Source organism: Thermococcus sp. Bubb.Bath (assembly GCF_012027595.1).
In the GTDB taxonomy this organism is placed as follows: domain Archaea; phylum Methanobacteriota_B; class Thermococci; order Thermococcales; family Thermococcaceae; genus Thermococcus.
Genome location: NZ_SNUR01000001.1, coordinates 464,288 through 483,528, shown reverse-complemented (window position 1 = coordinate 483,528; position 19,241 = coordinate 464,288). Strand labels below are relative to the sequence as shown.

General features: G+C 52.2%; 17 protein-coding genes. 12 read left to right on the top strand and 5 right to left on the bottom strand.

Annotation, left to right across the window (positions count from 1 at the left end):
- Position 1: 1 nt before the first annotated feature.
- The 3 genes from surE (at position 2) to E3E29_RS02635 (ending at position 4,563) form a co-directional block, all read left to right on the top strand.
- Complete coding sequence (gene surE / locus E3E29_RS02645) at positions 2-772, top strand: 5'/3'-nucleotidase SurE (protein ID WP_167909366.1); 771 nt, start codon at positions 2-4, stop codon at positions 770-772.
- A gap of 168 nt (positions 773-940) precedes the next feature.
- Positions 941-2,920 carry a glucodextranase DOMON-like domain-containing protein gene (locus tag E3E29_RS02640; RefSeq protein ID WP_167909365.1) on the top strand — a complete coding sequence of 660 codons (1,980 nt, stop codon included), beginning with the start codon at positions 941-943 and terminating at the stop codon, positions 2,918-2,920.
- An 86-nt stretch (positions 2,921-3,006) separates the two neighbouring features.
- Entirely contained in the window at positions 3,007-4,563 is a 1,557-nt protein-coding gene (locus E3E29_RS02635; protein ID WP_167909364.1) for a PQQ-like beta-propeller repeat protein, read from the top strand.
- Between the two features lie 83 nt (positions 4,564-4,646).
- Here the strand turns inward: E3E29_RS02635 and E3E29_RS02630 are convergent, their stop codons facing one another.
- Positions 4,647-5,345 (bottom strand): aspartate racemase, encoded by a 699-nt coding sequence (locus E3E29_RS02630; RefSeq protein WP_167909830.1) that lies wholly within the window; start codon positions 5,343-5,345, stop codon positions 4,647-4,649.
- Positions 5,346-5,442: 97 nt separating this feature from the next.
- Here E3E29_RS02630 and E3E29_RS02625 point away from each other — a divergent pair, with 97 nt between their 5' ends.
- On the top strand, positions 5,443-7,113 hold the full coding sequence (locus E3E29_RS02625) for an oleate hydratase (RefSeq protein ID WP_167909363.1): 1,671 nt from the start codon (positions 5,443-5,445) through the stop codon (positions 7,111-7,113).
- A 52-nt stretch (positions 7,114-7,165) separates the two neighbouring features.
- On the opposite strand, the gene E3E29_RS02620 is transcribed toward E3E29_RS02625, so the two are convergent.
- Positions 7,166-7,510: a cupin domain-containing protein gene (locus tag E3E29_RS02620; RefSeq protein ID WP_167909362.1), complete on the bottom strand. Its 345-nt coding sequence runs from the start codon at positions 7,508-7,510 to the stop codon at positions 7,166-7,168.
- Between the two features lie 127 nt (positions 7,511-7,637).
- Here E3E29_RS02620 and E3E29_RS02615 point away from each other — a divergent pair, with 127 nt between their 5' ends.
- Positions 7,638-10,274, top strand: a complete 2,637-nt coding sequence (locus tag E3E29_RS02615; RefSeq protein ID WP_167909361.1) for a hypothetical protein — start codon at positions 7,638-7,640, stop codon at positions 10,272-10,274.
- A 58-nt stretch (positions 10,275-10,332) separates the two neighbouring features.
- Here E3E29_RS02615 and E3E29_RS02610 read toward each other — a convergent pair whose 3' ends face one another.
- Both E3E29_RS02610 and E3E29_RS02605 read right to left on the bottom strand, forming a co-directional pair.
- The gene (locus E3E29_RS02610) at positions 10,333-10,653 is read right to left on the bottom strand and encodes a hypothetical protein (RefSeq protein WP_167909360.1); all 321 of its coding nucleotides are present in this window, start codon (positions 10,651-10,653) and stop codon (positions 10,333-10,335) included.
- Positions 10,654-10,731: 78 nt separating this feature from the next.
- Positions 10,732-10,911 (bottom strand): hypothetical protein, encoded by a 180-nt coding sequence (locus E3E29_RS02605; RefSeq protein WP_167909359.1) that lies wholly within the window; start codon positions 10,909-10,911, stop codon positions 10,732-10,734.
- Between the two features lie 225 nt (positions 10,912-11,136).
- Between E3E29_RS02605 and E3E29_RS02600 the strand changes: the two genes are divergently transcribed.
- Together E3E29_RS02600 and E3E29_RS02595 are read left to right on the top strand one after the other, a co-directional pair.
- Positions 11,137-12,504: a TldD/PmbA family protein gene (locus E3E29_RS02600; RefSeq protein WP_167909829.1), complete on the top strand. Its 1,368-nt coding sequence runs from the start codon at positions 11,137-11,139 to the stop codon at positions 12,502-12,504.
- A gap of 10 nt (positions 12,505-12,514) precedes the next feature.
- Positions 12,515-13,840 (top strand): TldD/PmbA family protein, encoded by a 1,326-nt coding sequence (locus E3E29_RS02595; RefSeq protein WP_167909358.1) that lies wholly within the window; start codon positions 12,515-12,517, stop codon positions 13,838-13,840.
- 83 nt (positions 13,841-13,923) lie between these two features.
- On the opposite strand, the gene E3E29_RS02590 is transcribed toward E3E29_RS02595, so the two are convergent.
- Positions 13,924-14,919 carry a class I SAM-dependent methyltransferase family protein gene (locus E3E29_RS02590; RefSeq protein WP_167909357.1) on the bottom strand — a complete coding sequence of 332 codons (996 nt, stop codon included), beginning with the start codon at positions 14,917-14,919 and terminating at the stop codon, positions 13,924-13,926.
- 307 nt (positions 14,920-15,226) lie between these two features.
- Between E3E29_RS02590 and E3E29_RS02585 the strand changes: the two genes are divergently transcribed.
- From E3E29_RS02585 to E3E29_RS11745, 5 genes are all read left to right on the top strand, one after another.
- Entirely contained in the window at positions 15,227-16,141 is a 915-nt protein-coding gene (locus E3E29_RS02585) for an integrase (protein WP_167909356.1), read from the top strand.
- A 153-nt stretch (positions 16,142-16,294) separates the two neighbouring features.
- Positions 16,295-16,462: a ribbon-helix-helix protein, CopG family gene (locus tag E3E29_RS02580; RefSeq protein WP_167909355.1), complete on the top strand. Its 168-nt coding sequence runs from the start codon at positions 16,295-16,297 to the stop codon at positions 16,460-16,462.
- 157 nt (positions 16,463-16,619) lie between these two features.
- Positions 16,620-16,811 (top strand): hypothetical protein, encoded by a 192-nt coding sequence (locus tag E3E29_RS02575; RefSeq protein ID WP_167909354.1) that lies wholly within the window; start codon positions 16,620-16,622, stop codon positions 16,809-16,811.
- Between the two features lie 74 nt (positions 16,812-16,885).
- The gene (locus E3E29_RS02570) at positions 16,886-17,161 is read left to right on the top strand and encodes a hypothetical protein (protein WP_240922732.1); all 276 of its coding nucleotides are present in this window, start codon (positions 16,886-16,888) and stop codon (positions 17,159-17,161) included.
- A gap of 4 nt (positions 17,162-17,165) precedes the next feature.
- Positions 17,166-19,241 carry a hypothetical protein gene (locus E3E29_RS11745; protein ID WP_240922731.1) on the top strand — a complete coding sequence of 692 codons (2,076 nt, stop codon included), beginning with the start codon at positions 17,166-17,168 and terminating at the stop codon, positions 19,239-19,241.

Here is a 19,241-nt window from a genome sequence, read left to right as displayed (position 1 = left end):
AATGAGAATACTCCTCACCAACGATGACGGGATTTACTCCAACGGGATTAGAGCGGCGGTTAAAGCGCTTAGTAAGCCCGGGGAAGTCTACGTCGTTGCTCCACTCTTTCAGAGGAGCGCGAGCGGGAGGGCCATGACGCTCCACAGGCCGATAAGGGCCAAGCGCGTTGATGTGCCGGAGGCAAGGGTTGCCTACGGGATAGACGGCACCCCGACGGACTGCGTCATCTTCGCTATAGCGCGCTTTGGGAAGTTTGATTTGGCTGTTAGTGGGATAAACCTCGGTGAGAACCTCAGCACCGAGATAACCGTTTCAGGGACTGCCTCTGCCGCAATAGAGGCAGCCACCCATGGGATTCCCAGCATCGCGATGAGCCTTGAAGTCGAGTGGAAGAAGACCCTCGGGGACGGCTCGGGCGTGGATTTTGGGGTTTCTTCCATCTTCCTGCGGAGGATTGCGGAGGCCGTCCTTAGAAAAGGCCTTCCGGAGGGGGTGGACATGCTCAACGTGAACGTGCCGAGCGATGCAACGCCCCAAACGCCCATCGCTATAACGAGGCTCGCCAGAAAGCGCTACAACCCCACCGTCGAGGAGAGGATAGACCCCAAGGGCAATCCCTACTACTGGATTGTGGGGAGGCTCGTGGAGAAGTTTGAGCCGGGAACCGACGCTCACGCCCTCAAAGTGGAGAGAAAAGTTAGCGTAACGCCGATAAACATCGACATGACGTCGAGGGTGGATTTTGAAAAAATCCGAGGCATTCTTTTGTAGCGCGCAGGTAGGTTCTTCCCGAACCCCAAATATTCCATAAGGCCAAGAGTAAGCCGTATTTTCCCATATTTTATCGAAGGGGAATCCTTAGATGGCCTTTTCGATTTAGACATGGAGGCTTCACAAGATATTTATAACCTTAGGGAGATACTTCCTCCCGGTGATACCATGAAGAGGATTGCAGCAGTAATCACCCTGTTTGTTTTGTTTGGAGTTTTTGGATTCGCCATGGCCAGCGCAACTACTGTGGCAGTAGATATAACCCACGGTGAGAACGCCAAGTATTTAATCGACCCCTCGACACTTACGGTGAACAACACGACTAAAATTCTCGCCCCTCCCATAGTCCAGGGAGTTGGGGACATGAAGTGGGCATACTTCGGCACCGACAGCAGCCTCGTTAATGAAAGCAACGGCAGCATCGAGTACCTCGGCGACACCATAACAGCAGACGCTCTTAAAAACGTGGACATCCTCATCCTGGGACAGCCAAACAGTTCATTCAGCCCGGACGAACTCCAGGCTATCGCAAACTGGTTCGCTCAAGGCGACAAAGTTCTCTGGGTTGCAGCCGGCAGTGACTACGGAAGCGGGGTCCAGGCCCAAGACGTTGCTGACAGTGTTCTCGACCATCTCGGTTATGGAAACCTCAGGATTGACCCCTGTTCAGTTGAAGACCCGAGCAGCAACGCCGGAGCCGGCTATCGTGTTGTTGGCCACGTCAACCCCGACCCTAACACGCCCTTTGCAGGAGTTATAATCCAAGACTTCCAGAACGGCGGAAAGGTTCTCTACTATCGTCCTGGCGTTGTCGCCTGGGTGGATGACAAAGGTAACTGGCACGCTCTCAACGCGACCTCAAAACCCCCGCTCACTTACAGGATCGTTGTTACCAGCGAGAACGGTACTATCGTCGAGAACAACGATTCACCTGCCAACGCTTATCTCGCCGGTGACACTGGAGTATTCACCCTCCTCGCAGCCCAGATAATCCCGCTTGGCAATGGTAAGCAGAGTGTTCTCATTGTGAGTGGTGGGAGCCCCTACGGTGACTACGAGCCGACTTGGAGCCCGCTCTACCACGGTGTTAAGCTCGACGGTCCACAGTTTGTTAACAATATTCTCCACTGGGCCGCGATGGTTGCTCAGTACGGTGTCCCCAAGGAGATAGCTCACATCAGCGACCCAGTTGGTGACGATCACGGGCCAGGAACTTACACTTACCCAACCAACCCAGTATTTAACCAGACCGGCCTCTTCGACCTCACCGGCGTCAACATCAGCAAGGCAAATGGGGTCTATATATTCAGCTTCCACTTTAAGAACCTTGGTGGCAACCCGTGGAACGCTCCAAACGGTTTCAGCCTTCAGATCATAGAAGCGTACCTCGACTTCAAGAAGGGCGGGAACACTTCTGCCATCAAGCTCGCCGCTAACGGTCCGGGAAGCAACGTCCAGCTTGACCCGAACCACCCATGGAACCTTGCCTTCAGAGTCTTCGGCTGGGGCAAGTACCTCGTCCTCCCAAACGGCACAGTCCTTGACGACCTCAACGTTTTCACTGCTAACAATACCATAAACGTCATCGTTCCGGCCAAGTACATCGGCGACCTCAACGTTAACACCACCAGGATAGCAGTTCTTGTTGGTTCACAGGATGGGTACGGTGTTGATCAGTGGAGGGCTGTTGGTGTTAACGCGTCACAGTGGGTTATTGGTGGTGCTGATCCCAACGCGGTTATCGCTGGAGTCGCCCCGCGCGTCATGGATCTCCTCGTTCCGACCTGGTTCAAGCCGACTCAGGAGGAACAGCTCAAGAGCTACGATGCCAACAACGACAAGCTCGCCACCGTCCGCATGATCCCGCTCACCAAGCCGGAGACAACTACTTCTTCGAGTTCCCCTACAACGACCACAACCACGACTACTACCAGCTCCTCAAGCAGCTCAACCACTACTACAACCACTAGCTCTTCAAGCAGTTCAATAACTACCAGCAACAGTATGACTACTACTTCACAGCCGACTACCAGCTCACAGTCGAGTACTACTCCGTCTTCAAGCAGCAGGAAGGGAACGAGCATTTGCGGTCCGGCGGCCATCGTCGGCCTCGCCATCATACCCCTCCTCCTAAGAAAGAAGAAGTGAATTATTTCTCTTTCTTTACTTTTGACTTGACTTAAAATTTCAGAGCCATCAGAAAGCTTTTATTCTAAGCCCTCTACATCCCTCCGGTGGAAAACGTGATGGGCGCTAAAACCGGCATTTTCATCGTGGCCTTAGTTCTCATGGCTCAGTTTGTTTCCGCATCAGGTATAGTTATTGAGGAGATCAAACAAAATGGCATGACCTCGCTGATGAGCGTTGACTCTGGAGACTTCATCGTCGCAGGCGGAATCTCAAACGGGACGGGTCTTGGTGACTTTGATGCCGTGGTTTACAGGTTTAATAGTTCAGGTTCCCTAGTGTGGGCTAAGGCCTACGGGAGTCAGGGAAGGGATCTTTTAACAACTGTGAAGGTGATAAATGGAAATCGGATACTAGCCGCAGGGGGAAGCTCCTACTTCGGAGGGGGCTGGATATTCGAGCTGGACGGAGACGGAAACGTCCTATGGAGTCGTTCTTACAACACGGAAATAATCACCTCTGTTATCCCATACGGCGACGGTTTTCTGGCGGCCTCTTCAAAGTTAGGGCATGGAATAATCCTCAAGCTCTCTAGCAATGGGAGCCCCCTCTCTGGCTACATGTTTGACTTCAATTACAGTGTGGTGCCGGTTAAGCTGGAGGCACTTCCAGATGGCTCAATCTTCGTCGCAGGCATGATCCATTCCCCCGCCACTAACTCACAGGACATGTGGCTCGCGGAGATATCCAACAACGGAACCGTCATCTGGCAGCGCTCTTTTGGAGGAAACGGGACAGAACAGCTCTACGATATGGAAGTAGATGGAAAGGGAATAACCCTCGTTGGATACACGACTTCCCCCTCTCTAGGTGTGAAGAACAACGTTGACCTCCTTGTAATTAGAACGGACCTCCAGGGGAACCTCTTATGGGCAAAGAGGGTTGGGAGTCCCCAGAACGACTGGGCCAACGCGGTAACGCTCCTTCCTACTGGAGAGCTCCTCGTGGGAGGGATAACCTACGCTATTCCATCCCTAAGCGCTCAGGCGTGGTTGCTCGTCCTAGACTCCGCTGGAAACGTTGAGAGATGGATAACCTTCGGAGGAAAGGGCTCCGACTGGATAAGAGGGATGGTTACACTTCCAGACGGCAGAGTCATCCTTGTCGGCGGAACCAACGGAAAGACAAACGGTCTTGGGCAGCTGTTAAGCTCCAACCCGCTGTTCATTATGCTCAATGGCACAACGTTCCACTTTGAAGGATGCAACCTAAACGTAAAGAGGCCGCTGTTCACCGTGAGCTCGGTCTCTCCTGTGGTGTGGACCGGCCCTGCAGGGCCTCTAATGAAAGTTAGAATAGCCTCGGCGCCCGTGGAACCAGAGGTTAAGGCCCTCAGCCCATCGGTAAGTGTGTTGTGTCCTCAGAGGTCTTCATCATCTCCCATCACGTCCCCTACAACGCATACCCCTACGACTCCCTCCACAACCTCCAGCTTAAAGCCCAGTGAAGGAACCCAGAGCTCAACTTCAAACTCAGCTTCCCCCTCATCCTCCAAGGGTGTATCCTCCTCCGGACATGAGGGAAGCCACGGGATCTGCGGGCCGGCTTTTCTCCTCCTTCCGACGTTGATTGCAGCCATGCTTATGGCAAAAAAAGGGAAGTGAACACAAACATATACCCCGTTACTTTTCCTATTTTTGTAATGCAACCACTTAAAGAACTGATTCCAGTTCTCAAATTCTAGCTCTCAGAGATCTTCCAATCCGAGGGCCAGTTTCACGGCTTTCTCCGCTATCACATTCATCGGGTCAATGAGGGGAACGCTCAAATCTTCCTGCTTTAGCGCCACGCTGACCTCAGTGCAGCCGGTTATTATTCCATCTGATCGCATTTCAAGCTTCTTTGCAACTTTTAGCAGAAGTTCCCTCCCCATTTCAAGATTACCGGCCTTTATCCCTTCGTATATTGCCCGCATCACCTGCGCCTGATCGTTTTTACCGGGCACTGCTATCTGAACGCCGTGTTTCAGGAGTGCCCTGTGGTAGACGAGCCCCTTTATGGTTCCGTTAGTGGCGAGGAGGCCTACCTTTCTGAGCCCCGTTTCTCTAACAACCTCTGCTGTCTCCTCTATCATGCTGACGAGTGGAACCCTTATCGCTTTCTGAATGGTCTCGGCGAAGAAGTGGGCCGTGTTGCAGGGCATTATTATGAAGTCCACTCCCCATCTTTCGAGTTTTTTCGCACTGGCCACAAGTTCGGGCCTTGGGTCTGGACCGTTTCCGAGTATGAAGGCAGTCCTGTCCGGTATCTTCGGGTTGTTGTAGATTATTATCCTCGGATGATCCTGGTCACGCTTTGCGGGGGTTTTCTCGACTATCCGCCTGAAGAGCTCCGCCGTCGCCAGCGGCCCCATTCCCCCGAGGATGCCAATGACGCGCTCTGACATTTTACCCCTCTTTTTCATTCTTGCACGAAAAACTTTTTAAGGTTTTCGTTATGACTGAAAACATAATGTCGTTATTCGACATGTTGAGGTGAGGAATGTGCTGAACTACAAGAGGGTAACGCCGAGGAAAGTTCCGGATATAGAGGAAAGGAAGGTCTACCTCGTCGGCGGTGGTATAGCCTCACTGGCTGCGGCGGTTTTCCTCATAAGGGACGCCAGAATGCCCGGAGAGAACATCAACATCATAGAGAAGACTCCGGTCAACGGCGGCTGTCTCGACGGCTCCGGAGACCCCCAGAAGGGCTATTTGCTAAGAGGCGGCAGGATGTTCGAGGAGCACTACGAGGCAACCTGGGACCTGCTTGGGAGCATCCCCAGCCTCGATGACCCGGAGAAGACGATACTCGACGAGGTTGTTGAGTTCAACAAAGAGTACGTTGGCTCCTCCAAGTGCCGCCTCGTCGGCACCCCGGGCAAGAAGGTCGACTTCAGCAGGTACGAGCTCAGCGTGAGGCACCTGAACGAGCTCAACGAGCTCATTCTCACCCCGGAGGAAAAGCTTGGAGGGGTTACGATAGAGGGGTGGTTCTCGAAGGACTTCTTCCAGACCAACTTCTGGTACTTCTGGGCTACGATGTTCGCCTTCCAGCCCTGGCACAGCGTCGCCGAGATGAGGCGCTACATGCTCCGCTTCATGCATCTCGTCAAGGGCCTCAACAGGATAGAAGGGGTTAAGAGGACTCCCTACAACCAGTACGACTCGATAATCCTCCCGATACAGAATTGGCTCAAGGAGCGCGGTGTTAACTTCATCATGGACACCACCGTCGTCGATGTCGAGATTGAGGAGAGGGACGGAAGGAAGTACGTCACCAAGCTCTACACGAGGGGGCAACAGGAGGGCGCAATCGAGGTCGGCGAGAAGGACCTCGTCTTCATAACCCTCGGCTCGATGGTGGACAACTCCACCTACGGCGACTTCGAGCACCCGCCGGTTCTCAACAGGGGAGAAGGCGACAGCTGGAGGCTCTGGAAGAAGTTGGTGGAGAAGGACCCGTCCCTCGGAAACCCCGACGTCTTCGCCGGCGACATCGACAAGACCAAGTGGGAGTCCTTCACGATAACCTTTAAGGGAGACAAATTCCTCAGGATGCTGGAGGAGTTCACGGGCAACAGGACCGGAACCGGCGGACTGGTCACGTTCAAGGACTCCTCGTGGCTGATGTCCATCGTTGCCTTCAGGCAACCGCACTTCAGGAACCAGCCCGAGGACGTAACCGTTCTCTGGGGCTACGGTCTCTTCGTGGACAAGGAGGGCGACTACATCAAGAAGCCGATGAGCCAGGCCACCGGAAAGGAAATATTCCTCGAACTTCTCTACCACCTCGGCTGGCTCGATAAGAAGGACGAGCTCCTTGAGAGCGTCATAAACGTCAGGACTGCCATGATGCCCTACATCACCGCCCACTTCATGCCTAGGAAACCCGGTGACAGGCCGCCGGTTGTCCCTGAGAACTACGCCAACCTCGCCCTGATGGGGCAGTACGTCGAGATACCTGGAGAGTGCGTCTTCACCGTTGAGTACTCGGTCAAGTCGGCCATGATAGGAGTTTACACTCTCCTCGACCTCGGCAGGGAGGTTCCACCGGCCCACACACCCTACCACGAGGTTCCTGTCATCATCAGCGCCGTTGAGACCCTCCTCGACAACGACAAGAAGGAAGCCCTGAAGCACAGCCTCGGCCTCTACCTGGCCGGAAGGCTGTGAATCCCTTTTCCTTTTTGTCCCAATGAAAACCGGTAAGAATAGAAATACCGGGTTACTCCTCGAGCCAGACGGAGTCATCACCGTAGTAGTTCAGTTTAATGACGAACAGCCTGAAAGGCTCGTCCTTCTCGTTAACCACCCAGTGGACGGTCTTCGGCTTGACGAGGAAGATGTCTCCGGGCTTTGCCAGGTATTCAGTCTCCCCTATCCCCAGCTTTGCCTCACCGCCCATTATGTAGAACAGCTCGTACTGGCGCTCGTGATAGTGTTTTCTGACGGTCTGGCCCGGCTTGACCTCGACAATCTGGGCGTAGCTCCCCTCAGGCAGTTCACCCTCAAAGAGCGGGAGCTTTCGGTAAGTCCCGCGGTCAATGAGGTTTTTGATTTCGGCTTTCATAGTGAATATTCCGAACATGCAGATAAAAACGTTGCGAGGTTAGAGCCCAGAGAGTATCTCACGCTCCCATCACAGCGAAAAGATTATAATATACGGTATGTCCTTATATATGATTGGAGGTGGTAACATGTCGCATCAATGGAAGAGTGCACTTTTAGTCATAATAACCGCGGTTCTGGTGGTTTCGGTGCCAGCGGGGGCATCCCCCGTGAAATCTGAACCCCCTATCCAAACATGGTACGTTAGAAACGTTGTCTGGGCAGGACAGCTGGATAACCACCCGGTTATAGTCGCGGTAAACGGGTTGAAAGAAGCCATTGTTTTGACCCTCAACGAGAGTGGAGGAATCCGCACCATTTTCAGGTACCCCTTTGAGGCTGAGAGGGTCGTGCCCTGGGGGAAAACCCTTCTCCTACTTGGAGAAGACGGTACTGTGATGGACATAAACCCCTTCACGGGGAAGGTAAAGTGGTCTATCAAGTACTCGGGAGGAAGTATCCGGGACGTTTATCCAAGCGGTGACGATCTATACATAGCCGAGAGTTCCGCCAACTCCATAATCCTCCTCCTAGTCAACGGCACGGGCTCCATATTAAAGTCCGATGAATACATCCTTCCAGTTAACGTTTCGATAGCCAGCACCAGGGTTCTGGTGTCCCCTTCGCTGAAGGTCTACCTTCTGATTGGAACAGTAAACCACGGCAGTATGAGTACCTTCCTAGTTGAGACTGCAATCAACGGAAGTCCCATTCACACTGTGGAATATCCCCACTTCATTGTGACAGCGGCTGCATGGAATGGAAGGAGCATAGCCATGGTGGGATTGAGCGATGAAGTGAGCATAAAGTATGACATGGGAAGTACAACCGTCCCAGCCCTCCTCATTGTGGGTCCAGATGGTTCTGTTGATATGGGGAGGGAGTACAACATAATAACTGCGATTGAAGGATCAGCGGCAGAACTGGCGGAGAAAAGCGACCTGGCGATGGTATTCAAATCGCTCTTCAATTCCTCGACGTATGGGATGGACTACACGGGGAACCCCCTCATTTCACAACAGCTCCTAGGGGGAGCCTCCAGTGGCAATGAAACGATAAGGCTGGCTCTGAACCCGCTGGTTTTACCTGCTTACATCAAGAAAGACGGAGACGGATACACGGTTGGGGCAGTTCTCGTTGGCAGGGACACCATTTGGGAAACGCCCAAGGTCATTCATTTTAGGATTTCCCCAGATGGAAAGTTCGATAACGGCATCTACATAGAGCCTAAAATGGACGCGAGTAAGGTTACCTCTGCGTATCCAGGTTCATACAATGGAAAACCCTTCCCCGTTTTTTCAGCAGGGGGCAGCATCCTCACCCATATTGGGGAATCAACAGGGGACTTAATTTATCTCCCCAATGTGGAGGAGTTATACACACTCAACGGGACCGACGGGAAGCCGCTGCAGGTGGCCAAATTAAGCACCCCCTGTTCAGGGGATTATCTCATAATAGCAGAGAACAATGGTAGTTCATGGAAGCTGTTTAAGGGCAAACTTCCCTGGGACGGTGATATAACCGACATCCGGACCTCCGAAAAACTGATGTACGTCGAAATTGGGGATATGTCTTCAGGCCATTACGCTCTAATCAACGGAAATCGGGTTGTGTGGACAGGCACCACTTCCGGAAGGACAATTATGTACTTCGGCGAACACGGACTAGTAACCGCGCCTGCCGGCGACATGTCTCTGCTGCGGGAGATCGAGTACGTCAACGCTAACGGTAGTACGTTCAGAATCCTCCTGAACAAGAGCCACCTGTTACCGCGGGAGGCTTCCGATGCGGTCATTTCGGGGGCTGCTCTCGCTGACAATTCACTGATATTGGGCGTCAAAGGTTATGGTGTAGCCGCTTTAAACCTCAAGGGAAGTCCCTCAATAACATGGACCAAATCCATCGGTGGAGAAGAAATAACGGACGTTGCATCATCCGAGGGAAGAATACTCGTCCTTACTCCGTCTCATCTGGTGGCTCTGAACCCCGATGGGGTGGCAACTTGGGCACTGGAGCTTAAAAAGCCCTTTGACGCCATCAAAACAACGAAGGATGGGAGGATTCTCCTCCTCCGGAAAGGAACTCCCTCAAATGAATACATCGGTGTGACGTTCCTCCTGTTGGACAAGGACGGCAGACTGCTCAAAGGGGGATACCTGACTTCGATTCTCTCATTCACCATGTCAAAGTACCAGCTTAAAGAGAAGTTCAGCGTGAACGGCACCTATCTAACATTCAACACAGAGAAAATTAATCTGAAGGGCTTTACGGCAAACTCGTACGGTCTCCTGGGTCCAAAAGTCAAGGTGGACATTTCCAACTCTGAATCCCTTGAGAAGATCCTGAACATCATCCGCGAGAAAGCAAAAGAACCGGCACTTTCTCTGAACGAGACAACACTGGGGGACATCTACGCTGAGAGGTGCCCAGAGAACATGCTCCAGAACGGCCCCATCAAAAGCGTCTCCGACATGACGAAGATACATTATGACAACTCCACCTGCGAGTACACTACCACGTTTTATGAAAGTCCTATCTCAAGAAGCGTAAAGACTACCAAGCCTAAAATCTTCGCGGCTTCGCTGGACATAGCACCGGATTACACTTACATCTCTCCCAAAACGACAGAAACCGAGAGTCACAAGGGTATCTGCGGGCCTGCAGCGATCCTGGTTATGACGCTGGCAGTGGCCGCAGTCTGGAACCGGAGGAGAGGAATTAGATGACTCACAGCATCCCGAGTTTTGTCTCCTTTATTTCTCCTCTTAATTCTCCGGTTTCACCTCAATTCGAAGCTTTCAATGGAATTTTGAAGCGGGGAGACAAAAAGATCGCTAAGAGTGCTGTATGAGCTGGAGGACGTCCAAAAAAGCCACCACGAGACCGGGAAGGAGGTATTGCCCAGGGGCTGATGTTCCATCCGATGACCACCATGGCCAGTCCAAGGAGGATATATGTTGTGATGGCTATCAGCCCTGCTTTAGGTGTACTTATCTGTGTTTTAAAATAGAAATAGATGAGAAAGGAAATGCCCAGGACTATAATTACTCCAGCCCACGTGTTCATTTTTATCACCCTCACGGGCCAGGAGTCCATCCACTGCAATATGAACCCCAGCTACATGCACTGTAATCCACCTGCCATGGCTTAGACAGCTTCCAGAAGTCTTTTGTGGCCACAAGTTTAAAGAAGGTATGAAGCTCTGACCAGTTTTTCCTGAACTCTGCCCACTGACTTTGTAACTGCAAAAGGATTCACACAGCCCTTGACCTCGGGATACCTAGGGTAGCTGATCACGTAGGCACCATACGCTCCCACCATAGGGAGGGCTACAAATACGGCCAGCAGTGCACGCTTCCTCATTGACCCCCCCAACAGGGTTTTTGCATTATACTATTCTCGCTCATCATATGTAACATTTTTGCTTGAAATAAAGTGGGAATGATAAAGTTTTAATTAGATTATACACAATTCTAGTAATAGGAAGCTCGATCTTCTTTCGACCTTCATCGAAATGTTCAATTTGTCTCAAAAGACTTTTATATCCCAGGGGGAACATATCCTGGACAAATGTCAACGGTGATGGCCATGGAAGAACTTGAAAGGGCCCTTCGGTGGGCTGAGAAAAACCTCAAGGCGGACTACATAGAGCTCCGCTATGAAGACTTGAAGAAGACAACGCTCGGCCTTAAGGACGGCGTTTTTACGAGCTTTACCGGCAAGCTCCAGGGAGGCGTTGCCATAAGGGTTCTGGCGGACGGAGCATGGGGATTTGCCTCGACCAGCGATCTCACAAACCTTGAGAGGAAGATCGAGGAGGCCTACAAGCTGGCAAAGGCAGCGGCACAGACCAAGAAGGAGAAGATAGAGCTGACCGAGATAAAGCCGGTGGAAGACTTCGTCAAGAGCAAGATGAAGGTCAAACCGAGGGAAGTTGACATCGAGGAGAAAGTGAACCACCTCCGCGAGCTGGAGAAGCTCCTCAAGGAAGACGAGGCCGTAAAGAGCGTCCAGGTACGCTACGAGGACGGCGGTGGTAAAAAGCTCCTCCTCACCAACGAGGGGACCAGAATAGAGTGGGACTACAACTACCTCTATCAAGGGACATATGTGACGGGCAAGGCCGACGGCAAGCTCGCCATGGCTAGGGACAGCATTGGAGCAGTGGACTACGGCTGGGAGCTGATGACCGAGAGGGAGCCAAACGAGAAGGTCGCCGAGAGGCTGAAAAGGAAGATGTGGAGCCAGCTCAAAGGTGTGGCTCCAAAGCGCGGCGAGTTCCCCATCGTCGCTGGCCCGATAGTGGTCGGGATTATAGCGCACGAGGCCTTGGGGCACCTCGCTGAGGCGGACCTCACGATAAACTCACCCTTCAAGGACTTAATCGGCAAGCAGATAGCCCCAGAGTATGTCACAATGAGCGAGAGGTACGTTGACGGCGGCTTTGGAAACGATCGCTATGATGACGAGGGCGTCCCCGTCAAAGATATCCACATCATCGAGAACGGGATTCTCAGGCAGATAATGCTAAACCGCGAGTACGCGGCCAGGTGGGATATAGAACCAAACGGACACGCCAGAGCGGAAAGCTACCGCTATCCTCCGATAATCAGAATGAGAAACACGCTCTTCGAGCCAGGTGACCACTCATTTGAAGAGCTGATTGAGGATGTCAAGTTCGGCTACTACGTCGTTGACTTCAGAGGAGGACAGGCACAGCTTAACAGCGCCTTCCAGGTCGGAGTGCAGGAGGGCTACGTCATCAGGGACGGTGAGATCGCCGAGCCGATAAGGGACACCTCAATTACTGGAGTCGCCATCGAGGCCCTCAAGAAGATTTCAGCGGTCGGCAAGGACTTCGGCCTTGAGGTCGGCTTCTGCGGCAAGGGACAGACGGCCTTCGTAAGCTCCGGCGGCCCGCACATGCGCTTCGACGGAGGAATAATCATCGGGTGAGGTGGTGGAGATGGAGAACCTCATACGCTTCGGCGAGAAGTTTTTCGACGAGCTTGAGATAGCGGTCTACCGCTCAAGGGACGTTTCGGCGAGCGTCGAGCTCAACGAGATTTCTATAGCATCAACGAGGAGCGGCGCAGTAACGGTAATCCGCGGGATTAAGGACAGGCGCCTTGGGTTGGCTATTGTCGACAGTGACGAGCCGGAGAAGGTGAAAGGGGCCATAGAACAGGCGGCAAAGATGGCGAAGCTCAACTCACCCGACGAGAAGTGGGTCTCCCTCCCAGAACCGGGCAAGTACAGAGAAAAACCAAAGCCGAACTACGAGCTCAGGGAAGCCTCACCGAATGCCCTCGTCGAGATGCTTGTCCGCGGCATGAAGCTCGCCCGCGAGAAGGACGAGAACCTCGTCGTTGCAGGTGGAGAAGGCGGTGTAAGCTGGGAGGAGAGGAGGATTCTCAACTCCCACGGAATAGACGTTTTTCAGGAGGGCGGGGCGGCGTTCTTCTTCCTGGAATTCGTTGGCAGGAAGGGAGGCGTCGTCACCCCGGGAATCTTCGACTTCGACGCGCGCAGAGACCTAAACCTCGACGTTGAAGGAGTCGTCGAGAGGGCCTCCCAGAGGGTCCAGTGGGCCTACAACGTCGTGCCGAGTAAGAACGAGGAAGTACCGCTAATCTTCGGCCCCTGGGCCATAGCTGGCCTCTTCAGCTATGCTCTCCTTCCAGCCTTCAGCGGAGAAAGGCTAGTTAAGGAGACGACGCCCCTGGCAGGGAAGATCGGAGAGAAGATAGCGAGCGACGTCATAACGCTCTACGACGACCCGTTCCACCCACTGGCCCTCGAACCAGTGGTAGCGGACGGTGAGGGCGTTCCCACCAGAAAGAACGTCCTCATCGATGCTGGAACCTTCAAGGGCTTCGTATGGGACAACTACTGGGCGAAGGTTCACGGTACCGAGAGCACCGGAAACGGTAAGAGGGACGTAAGGAGCGGCGGAATCAGCATAGGCTTCCACAGCACAGTGATAGAGAAGGGGAAGCGCCCACTGGAAGACATTATATCAGAGATAGACAGGGGCTACCTCGTGGATGGCCTCCAGGGTGCACACTCAAGCAACCAGGACAACGGAAACTTCGCGGTAACCGCTAACCCCGCGTTCCTCATAGAGGACGGTGAAGTTAAGGGGTCGAGCGTCTTCCTCATAGCCGGCAACGTCTACGAACTTCTCCAGCAGGCGAGCGAGGTCTCAAAGGAGCAGACTGTAATGCCCTTCATGAACACGATAATAACACCGCACATAAAGTTTGAGAACGTGAAGATAGCGGGGAAGTGATGCCTTTCCTTTTCTAACATTTTTGGTGTCTTATTGGGAAAACGCCTGCGCTATAACCTTGTTTTCCACACAAAACAAACCTTTCACTTCCAAACCCTAAAATCTATCGCGATGTTGAACTGCCTCGGCGCGTAGGGGCGGACCTTCCTCTCGTCGAGGAACTCCACTTTAAAGCCCAGCTCCCTCGCGAAGGCCTTTATCTTCGCCTCGTGCTCCGAGAACAGGTCTTCCTCCGGGCCGAAGCCGTAGTAGTGGATTGTTCCGCCGGACTTAACACTCACCATGGCCTCCCTCAAAAACTTACCCGCGAACTTGGGGAGGTTCATTATCACTCTATCAGCCTCGACCTGGCCCACTATCTTCCGCACATCGCCGAGGATGGGGATGACGTTGAAAGCTTTGTTGAGCCTCCTGTTCTCCTCAAGGTACTTTATCGCCCAGGGGTTTATGTCGCAGGCAAAGACGAGCTTTGCCTTTTTGGCAAGGAGGATTGAGTAGGGGCCGACTCCCGCGAACATGTCAAAGACTACCTCTCCCGGCCGGGTCTTCTCGAAGACCCTCATCCTCTCAGTGGCGAGCCTCGGCGTGTAGTAAACCCTTGCGACGTCGAGCCTCAGCCTTATCCCGTTCTCGCGGTGGAGTGTTTCCGTTCTCCTCTCACCAGTCAGATGGATCAGCTCCCTCACCCGATATTCCCCGGAGACACTGCTCCCCTTTGCGAAGACCGCCTTTATGTGGCGGTGGACTTTGAGGATAGCCTCCCCGATGGCGTTTCCATACTCCATGAGCTCTTCGGGGAGTTCGATTATTGCGATGTCGCCGATGATGTCAAATGAACTCGGGAGAAGCGGCCTCAGCTCATCTGGAACTTTCACGACCTCGCGGTAGCTGTGGGGCCTTATCCCAGTCTCCTTGAACTCGGCCTCGACGAGTTCGAACCCCTCTACTGGCCCTGTGACGGGGAAGAATACAAAATCGCCTTCGCGTTTTGGAGAGTACCCTTTAGCCAGGACGCCGAGTTCGAGGAGCTTTCTTCTCATCCTCTCTGCTTCACGCTTGGGGACTTTTACGGCGAGCATCGAATGGAGTTGGATGGATGGTTAAAAAGATTTTTCAGCTAGGCAGTTTGCAGTTTGCTTCACCGCCTTGAACACACTAAGAGGAGCAGGCACTCATGAAACCGCAATTTATAGAGTAGAACCCTGATAAAAGGCACCATCACCTACTCCTGCCCTCCGTTAAGATGCTCGAACAATAGCGAACGCTGATTTTTGCTGTTAATACTATAAAAATGGGGCGAATCCAAATGGATATTCAATTTGAAAATAAGCCAGTTTGAACAGTTAATCACATTCCGCCAGCGCTTTCGTCAGAAAGGGCTGTTTGGTGCCCCGGCCGGGATTTGAACCCGGGGCGCGGGCTCGAAAGCTACAGTCCTCCCCCCAAATGCCGTTAAATGCGTTTTGGTCTCAACATAAAGAGGCATATAAAAAATGGCTCTCCCTCAGAGTTGCCACAGAGGAAACGAAGCGCCGTTACCCCGCCACCCTTGAGAAGTTTTTCAAGGCATATATGATTCAGAGTTATGAGGACCTCCAAGAAGCACTAATATCAATAGAATATAAGAGGCACATCACAAAGGCTCTCAGGAGTTTTGTGAACTTTCTCAAAAGCAGGGGACTGATAACACGCGAGCAGCATCTTGATCTAAAAGAGATCATCTGGACGAAGCCAGTCAAGCCACGGAAGGTAAATGTTTCAAATGAGCAAATAAGGGCCGCTTTAGAGTATTACGAGCAGAAAGATCCTGTTCTGGCAACAATCTACAAAGCTCTGGTTTTCTCTGGTCTAAGATTAAAAGCAGTGGTCGAGCTCTTCAATGAGTTTGACCGGGAGAAGCTGATCCTTCCAGAAGAGCACCCAAACATCGCGAAATACCCCTTACACCGCCAGAAGGGCCAAAAGAAAGCCTTCTACGCATACCTGCCGCGCGACTTTGCCCTTTCTGAGCTTGAACAACTTCCTCTTGACTATGAGCATGTAAAGAACAGGCTCCGGGTCAAACTTCGCTCAATTAGGGAAACAGAGAAGAGCGTCAAGTTCTCGGCTGCAGCAGTAAGGGAATGGTTCGCGACGTTCCTGGCAAGACAAGGCTGCCCGTTTGAAGTCATCAACTTCATCCAGGGCAGGGCTGAGCGCGGAGTTCTGGAAAAACATTACCTCAATCTGGAGATTCTGGCCGATGAGTGGTATTCTGCGGTTGTTGACGACCTGAAGAAGGTTTTGGAGGGTGAGGGATGAACCCAATTCAGCTTATCTGGCTTGCTTTTGGTGGAGTATTCGTGGTAGTGCTCTCTGCGCTGGCGTATGACATGTTTGCCACATGGTGGGAGGCTCGAAAGTGGGCCTCGAAATATGAAAAAGTCCTGAAAAGATGAAGGAGGTGAATGGAGGATGGCCCGGGGGAAACTAAATGAAACTGGCTCGTACGTGTGGGGTTTCTCAATTGATGATGAGACGCACAGGATGATTGAGGAGCTCTCCGCGTCATTGGGGTTGAAAAACAAGTCGGCAGTTGTTAGACTTGCAATCAGAAAACTCTATCGGGACACTAAAATCTGACCTTTGCGAATTTTTCTCATCTGCTTCTACGCTCTTTCTCATTTCAGTTTCGAGGATTCTTATATATCAGAAGCATACTCTCATTTTTAGGCCCTCCGGGCCCTCCTCCACTCTAATCAGGCTTTTTCAATCGGCAAAGTCCTCTGGAGGCGGTAGTATGGACGCTCTTGAGAAGCTTGAGCGGGAAGTTGAGTTCTGGAAGCGGTACAACTCGCAACTCTCTGAAATGCTGAGCGGACTACAGAAGGAGAAGGCGAAGACGGTACGGATTCTGCAGCAGAAGCAGGCCGAGCTCGCACGTTTGAAGCAGGTTCGCATGACAAAAGCGCGAAGGGTGACGGCGACATGAAGTCGAAGAGTGCTCTGCAGCTGGCCCTCTTTCTGCTGATCGCGGCTTTCTGGTTCAAGATCGCGTGGCCAGTGATGACGAAGGAAGCATTAGCTATCGGAGCGGTCGGCGGTGTGATAATGCATTGGGCAGTCACGAACAAGGGGAACAGGGCGCTGGTCATTATCGAGCCCTTCACGAGCGGCTGGCGCGTGCTACTCTACGACATGATGCTCCTGGCCTTCTTGGCGGCGCTCTATCAGGCGAACGGCACGGCTCTTCTCAACGCGCTCAAGAACTCTGTTCAGAACCTCGCGCTTCTGCTGGCTCTGATCGGTGGAATTGGGGTTGACTATGGAGTTAGGGGGTGAGAACTTGAGAAAGCTAGGCGTTTTGCTGGCGTTGATAGTGCTCGGCTCGCTCTTGACGGTAGGGACGGGCTCGGTTAGGGCAGATACTAGTTCGGGGTATCAGTTCATAGTGAGGGAATACTATTTGGATACGGTGAATATCTCGGCGACGTCGGTTCAGGATAGCAACATCTGGTTACCTTCTGGTTCGACGCTATCGGTTCAGGTTGAGCCTGGTCAGGATTATATCGACTATGTGTTTAGTGTATCGACACTTTCAGACCTTTACGCACTATTTGTTTACGACAGGACAAATAAAATGCAGTTCGAGAAAGCAATAAATGACGTTAAGACGCAGCTGAACATTACTTATACGCTTTCGTCAACAGAGTATTACATAAACGGCTTAAGTGGTGTTACAAAAATATACGCTTATGGTGTTGTGAAGGGTGCGAACTGGATTGGGTCTAATACTTTCATCGGGGAGGTTCAGCTTTCTAATGCTACGACTGTCGCCTTTGCGGGCTTTGATTTGAGATCAGATAGTTCTGACGAGGCTGTTGGCGTCTATGGAATTCCTGACATGGGTGTCTATAACTTCTCTGATGCTTCGACGTGGTTCGGTGTTGCGGCTGTCCATTCGAAAGCGACGTCAAATCTCGGTGTTTCAGAGGATAAAGGACTACAAACGAGGACGGGGGTTCATGTTGGTATTGCTTTGAAGATTTATGATTACTGGAACTCTAAATATACTGGAGGGGCAGCAACAATAGTTATTTTTGGAAATGGGGATACGGTAGTATCAAAATCTGGTTTCACAGTAACTAATCAGCTGGACGTTATCCCTTATACTGATAACGTTCAGTTCTCGCTTAAGGACGCTCTAAGCGGTCAGAGCCTTTCGGGTGTAACGGTGAAGGACACGGATGGCACGGTTTTGGGCACGGTGGACGATGGGGGAACTTTGGAGCTCACAAAGGGCACGCATACGCTCACTTTTGAGAAAAACGGTTACTGGAGCGTTACTAAGACGATTGACGTTCAGGGGGACACTTCTCTTTCTGTTCAGATGTATCCCTCCAGCGCGGCTTTCACGCTTGAAAACTTCCCTACAAACATCAGCATTCCTGAGAACACCATCTATACGCTCACTTTTACTCTCTCACCAATCACTACCGACGCGACCCACAACACTTACCTGAGCATTTCAGGTCTCCAGAACCTTGTATCAGTTGAAAAAGACGGCTCCGTAGTCTCTCCAGAATCGGGGAAATACTACCTCGGCGACATCAGCGGCCCGACGCAGGTTTCTATTAAGTTTAAGGCAGGAGCAGTTGGCCAGCACGGGTTCACGATTGCAGTAGAAAGCCACGATGCTATTCAGAGCAAGACTTACACGACGACGAAGAGCGTCGCCTACCAGGTTGAGCCGCTCCCGTTCTCGGTGCAGATGCCTTCAGAATGGCAGGTTGGACAGAACGAACTGATTGTTAGTGAGAGTAGTGGTCAAAGCTACCTCATTACTGCAATTCTGAAGGATAGTCAGGGCAATGAAGTTTGGAGTGATTCATACGCATTTAGTCCATATGAGGCGCACACTTTCAAGCCAAAAATCCCGAAGGAAGGCTCCTACACGCTCGATCTGCAGTGGAACGGCCAGACTGCAGAATATTCCATCCAAGTGAATCCAGCCATCACCCTCAAGACGAAGACCCTCACCGTGCAGAAGGGTAGCGAGGGCGCGATCGTCATTCACTTCAAGAACCCAAGTTCCGACGTGCAGTACTACACGATCGTGGTCTCCGGCGGCTTCCTATCCAACCCAATTAACCAGAGCATTTCAGTTGCCCCGCTCACTGAAAAGAATGTTTCAATAGCGTTTGCGGTTCCGGATCATCTCGAGTACGATGCATACGAGCTGAATGTTGTGGTTGATCAGGGGAATGCGCAGGTCTTTCAGGACAAGGTAGCAGTCAGCATTAGCGGTTCGAGTGGGTTCCACCTATTGGGGGGTGGAAACAGCCACGGTAGAGTCTTCATCTACCTTCTTGCAGGGCTACTTGTGGCCGGCCTCGCGGTGGTAATGGTTAGGCGGAGGTGA

What these genes read in the sequence shown, in the direction of transcription:
- surE (WP_167909366.1), top strand. Translation starts at nt 2, where the DNA reads ATGAGAATACTCCTCACCAACGATGACGGGATTTACTCCAACGGGATT.
- E3E29_RS02640 (WP_167909365.1), top strand. Translation starts at nt 941, where the DNA reads ATGAAGAGGATTGCAGCAGTAATCACCCTGTTTGTTTTGTTTGGAGTT.
- E3E29_RS02630 (WP_167909830.1), bottom strand. Translation starts at nt 5,345, where the DNA reads ATGTCAGAGCGCGTCATTGGCATCCTCGGGGGAATGGGGCCGCTGGCG.
- E3E29_RS02620 (WP_167909362.1), bottom strand. Translation starts at nt 7,510, where the DNA reads ATGAAAGCCGAAATCAAAAACCTCATTGACCGCGGGACTTACCGAAAG.
- E3E29_RS02615 (WP_167909361.1), top strand. Translation starts at nt 7,638, where the DNA reads ATGTCGCATCAATGGAAGAGTGCACTTTTAGTCATAATAACCGCGGTT.
- E3E29_RS02605 (WP_167909359.1), bottom strand. Translation starts at nt 10,911, where the DNA reads ATGAGGAAGCGTGCACTGCTGGCCGTATTTGTAGCCCTCCCTATGGTG.
- E3E29_RS02600 (WP_167909829.1), top strand. Translation starts at nt 11,137, where the DNA reads ATGGAAGAACTTGAAAGGGCCCTTCGGTGGGCTGAGAAAAACCTCAAG.
- E3E29_RS02595 (WP_167909358.1), top strand. Translation starts at nt 12,515, where the DNA reads ATGGAGAACCTCATACGCTTCGGCGAGAAGTTTTTCGACGAGCTTGAG.
- E3E29_RS02590 (WP_167909357.1), bottom strand. Translation starts at nt 14,919, where the DNA reads ATGCTCGCCGTAAAAGTCCCCAAGCGTGAAGCAGAGAGGATGAGAAGA.
- E3E29_RS02580 (WP_167909355.1), top strand. Translation starts at nt 16,295, where the DNA reads ATGGCCCGGGGGAAACTAAATGAAACTGGCTCGTACGTGTGGGGTTTC.
- E3E29_RS02575 (WP_167909354.1), top strand. Translation starts at nt 16,620, where the DNA reads ATGGACGCTCTTGAGAAGCTTGAGCGGGAAGTTGAGTTCTGGAAGCGG.
- E3E29_RS02570 (WP_240922732.1), top strand. Translation starts at nt 16,886, where the DNA reads ATGACGAAGGAAGCATTAGCTATCGGAGCGGTCGGCGGTGTGATAATG.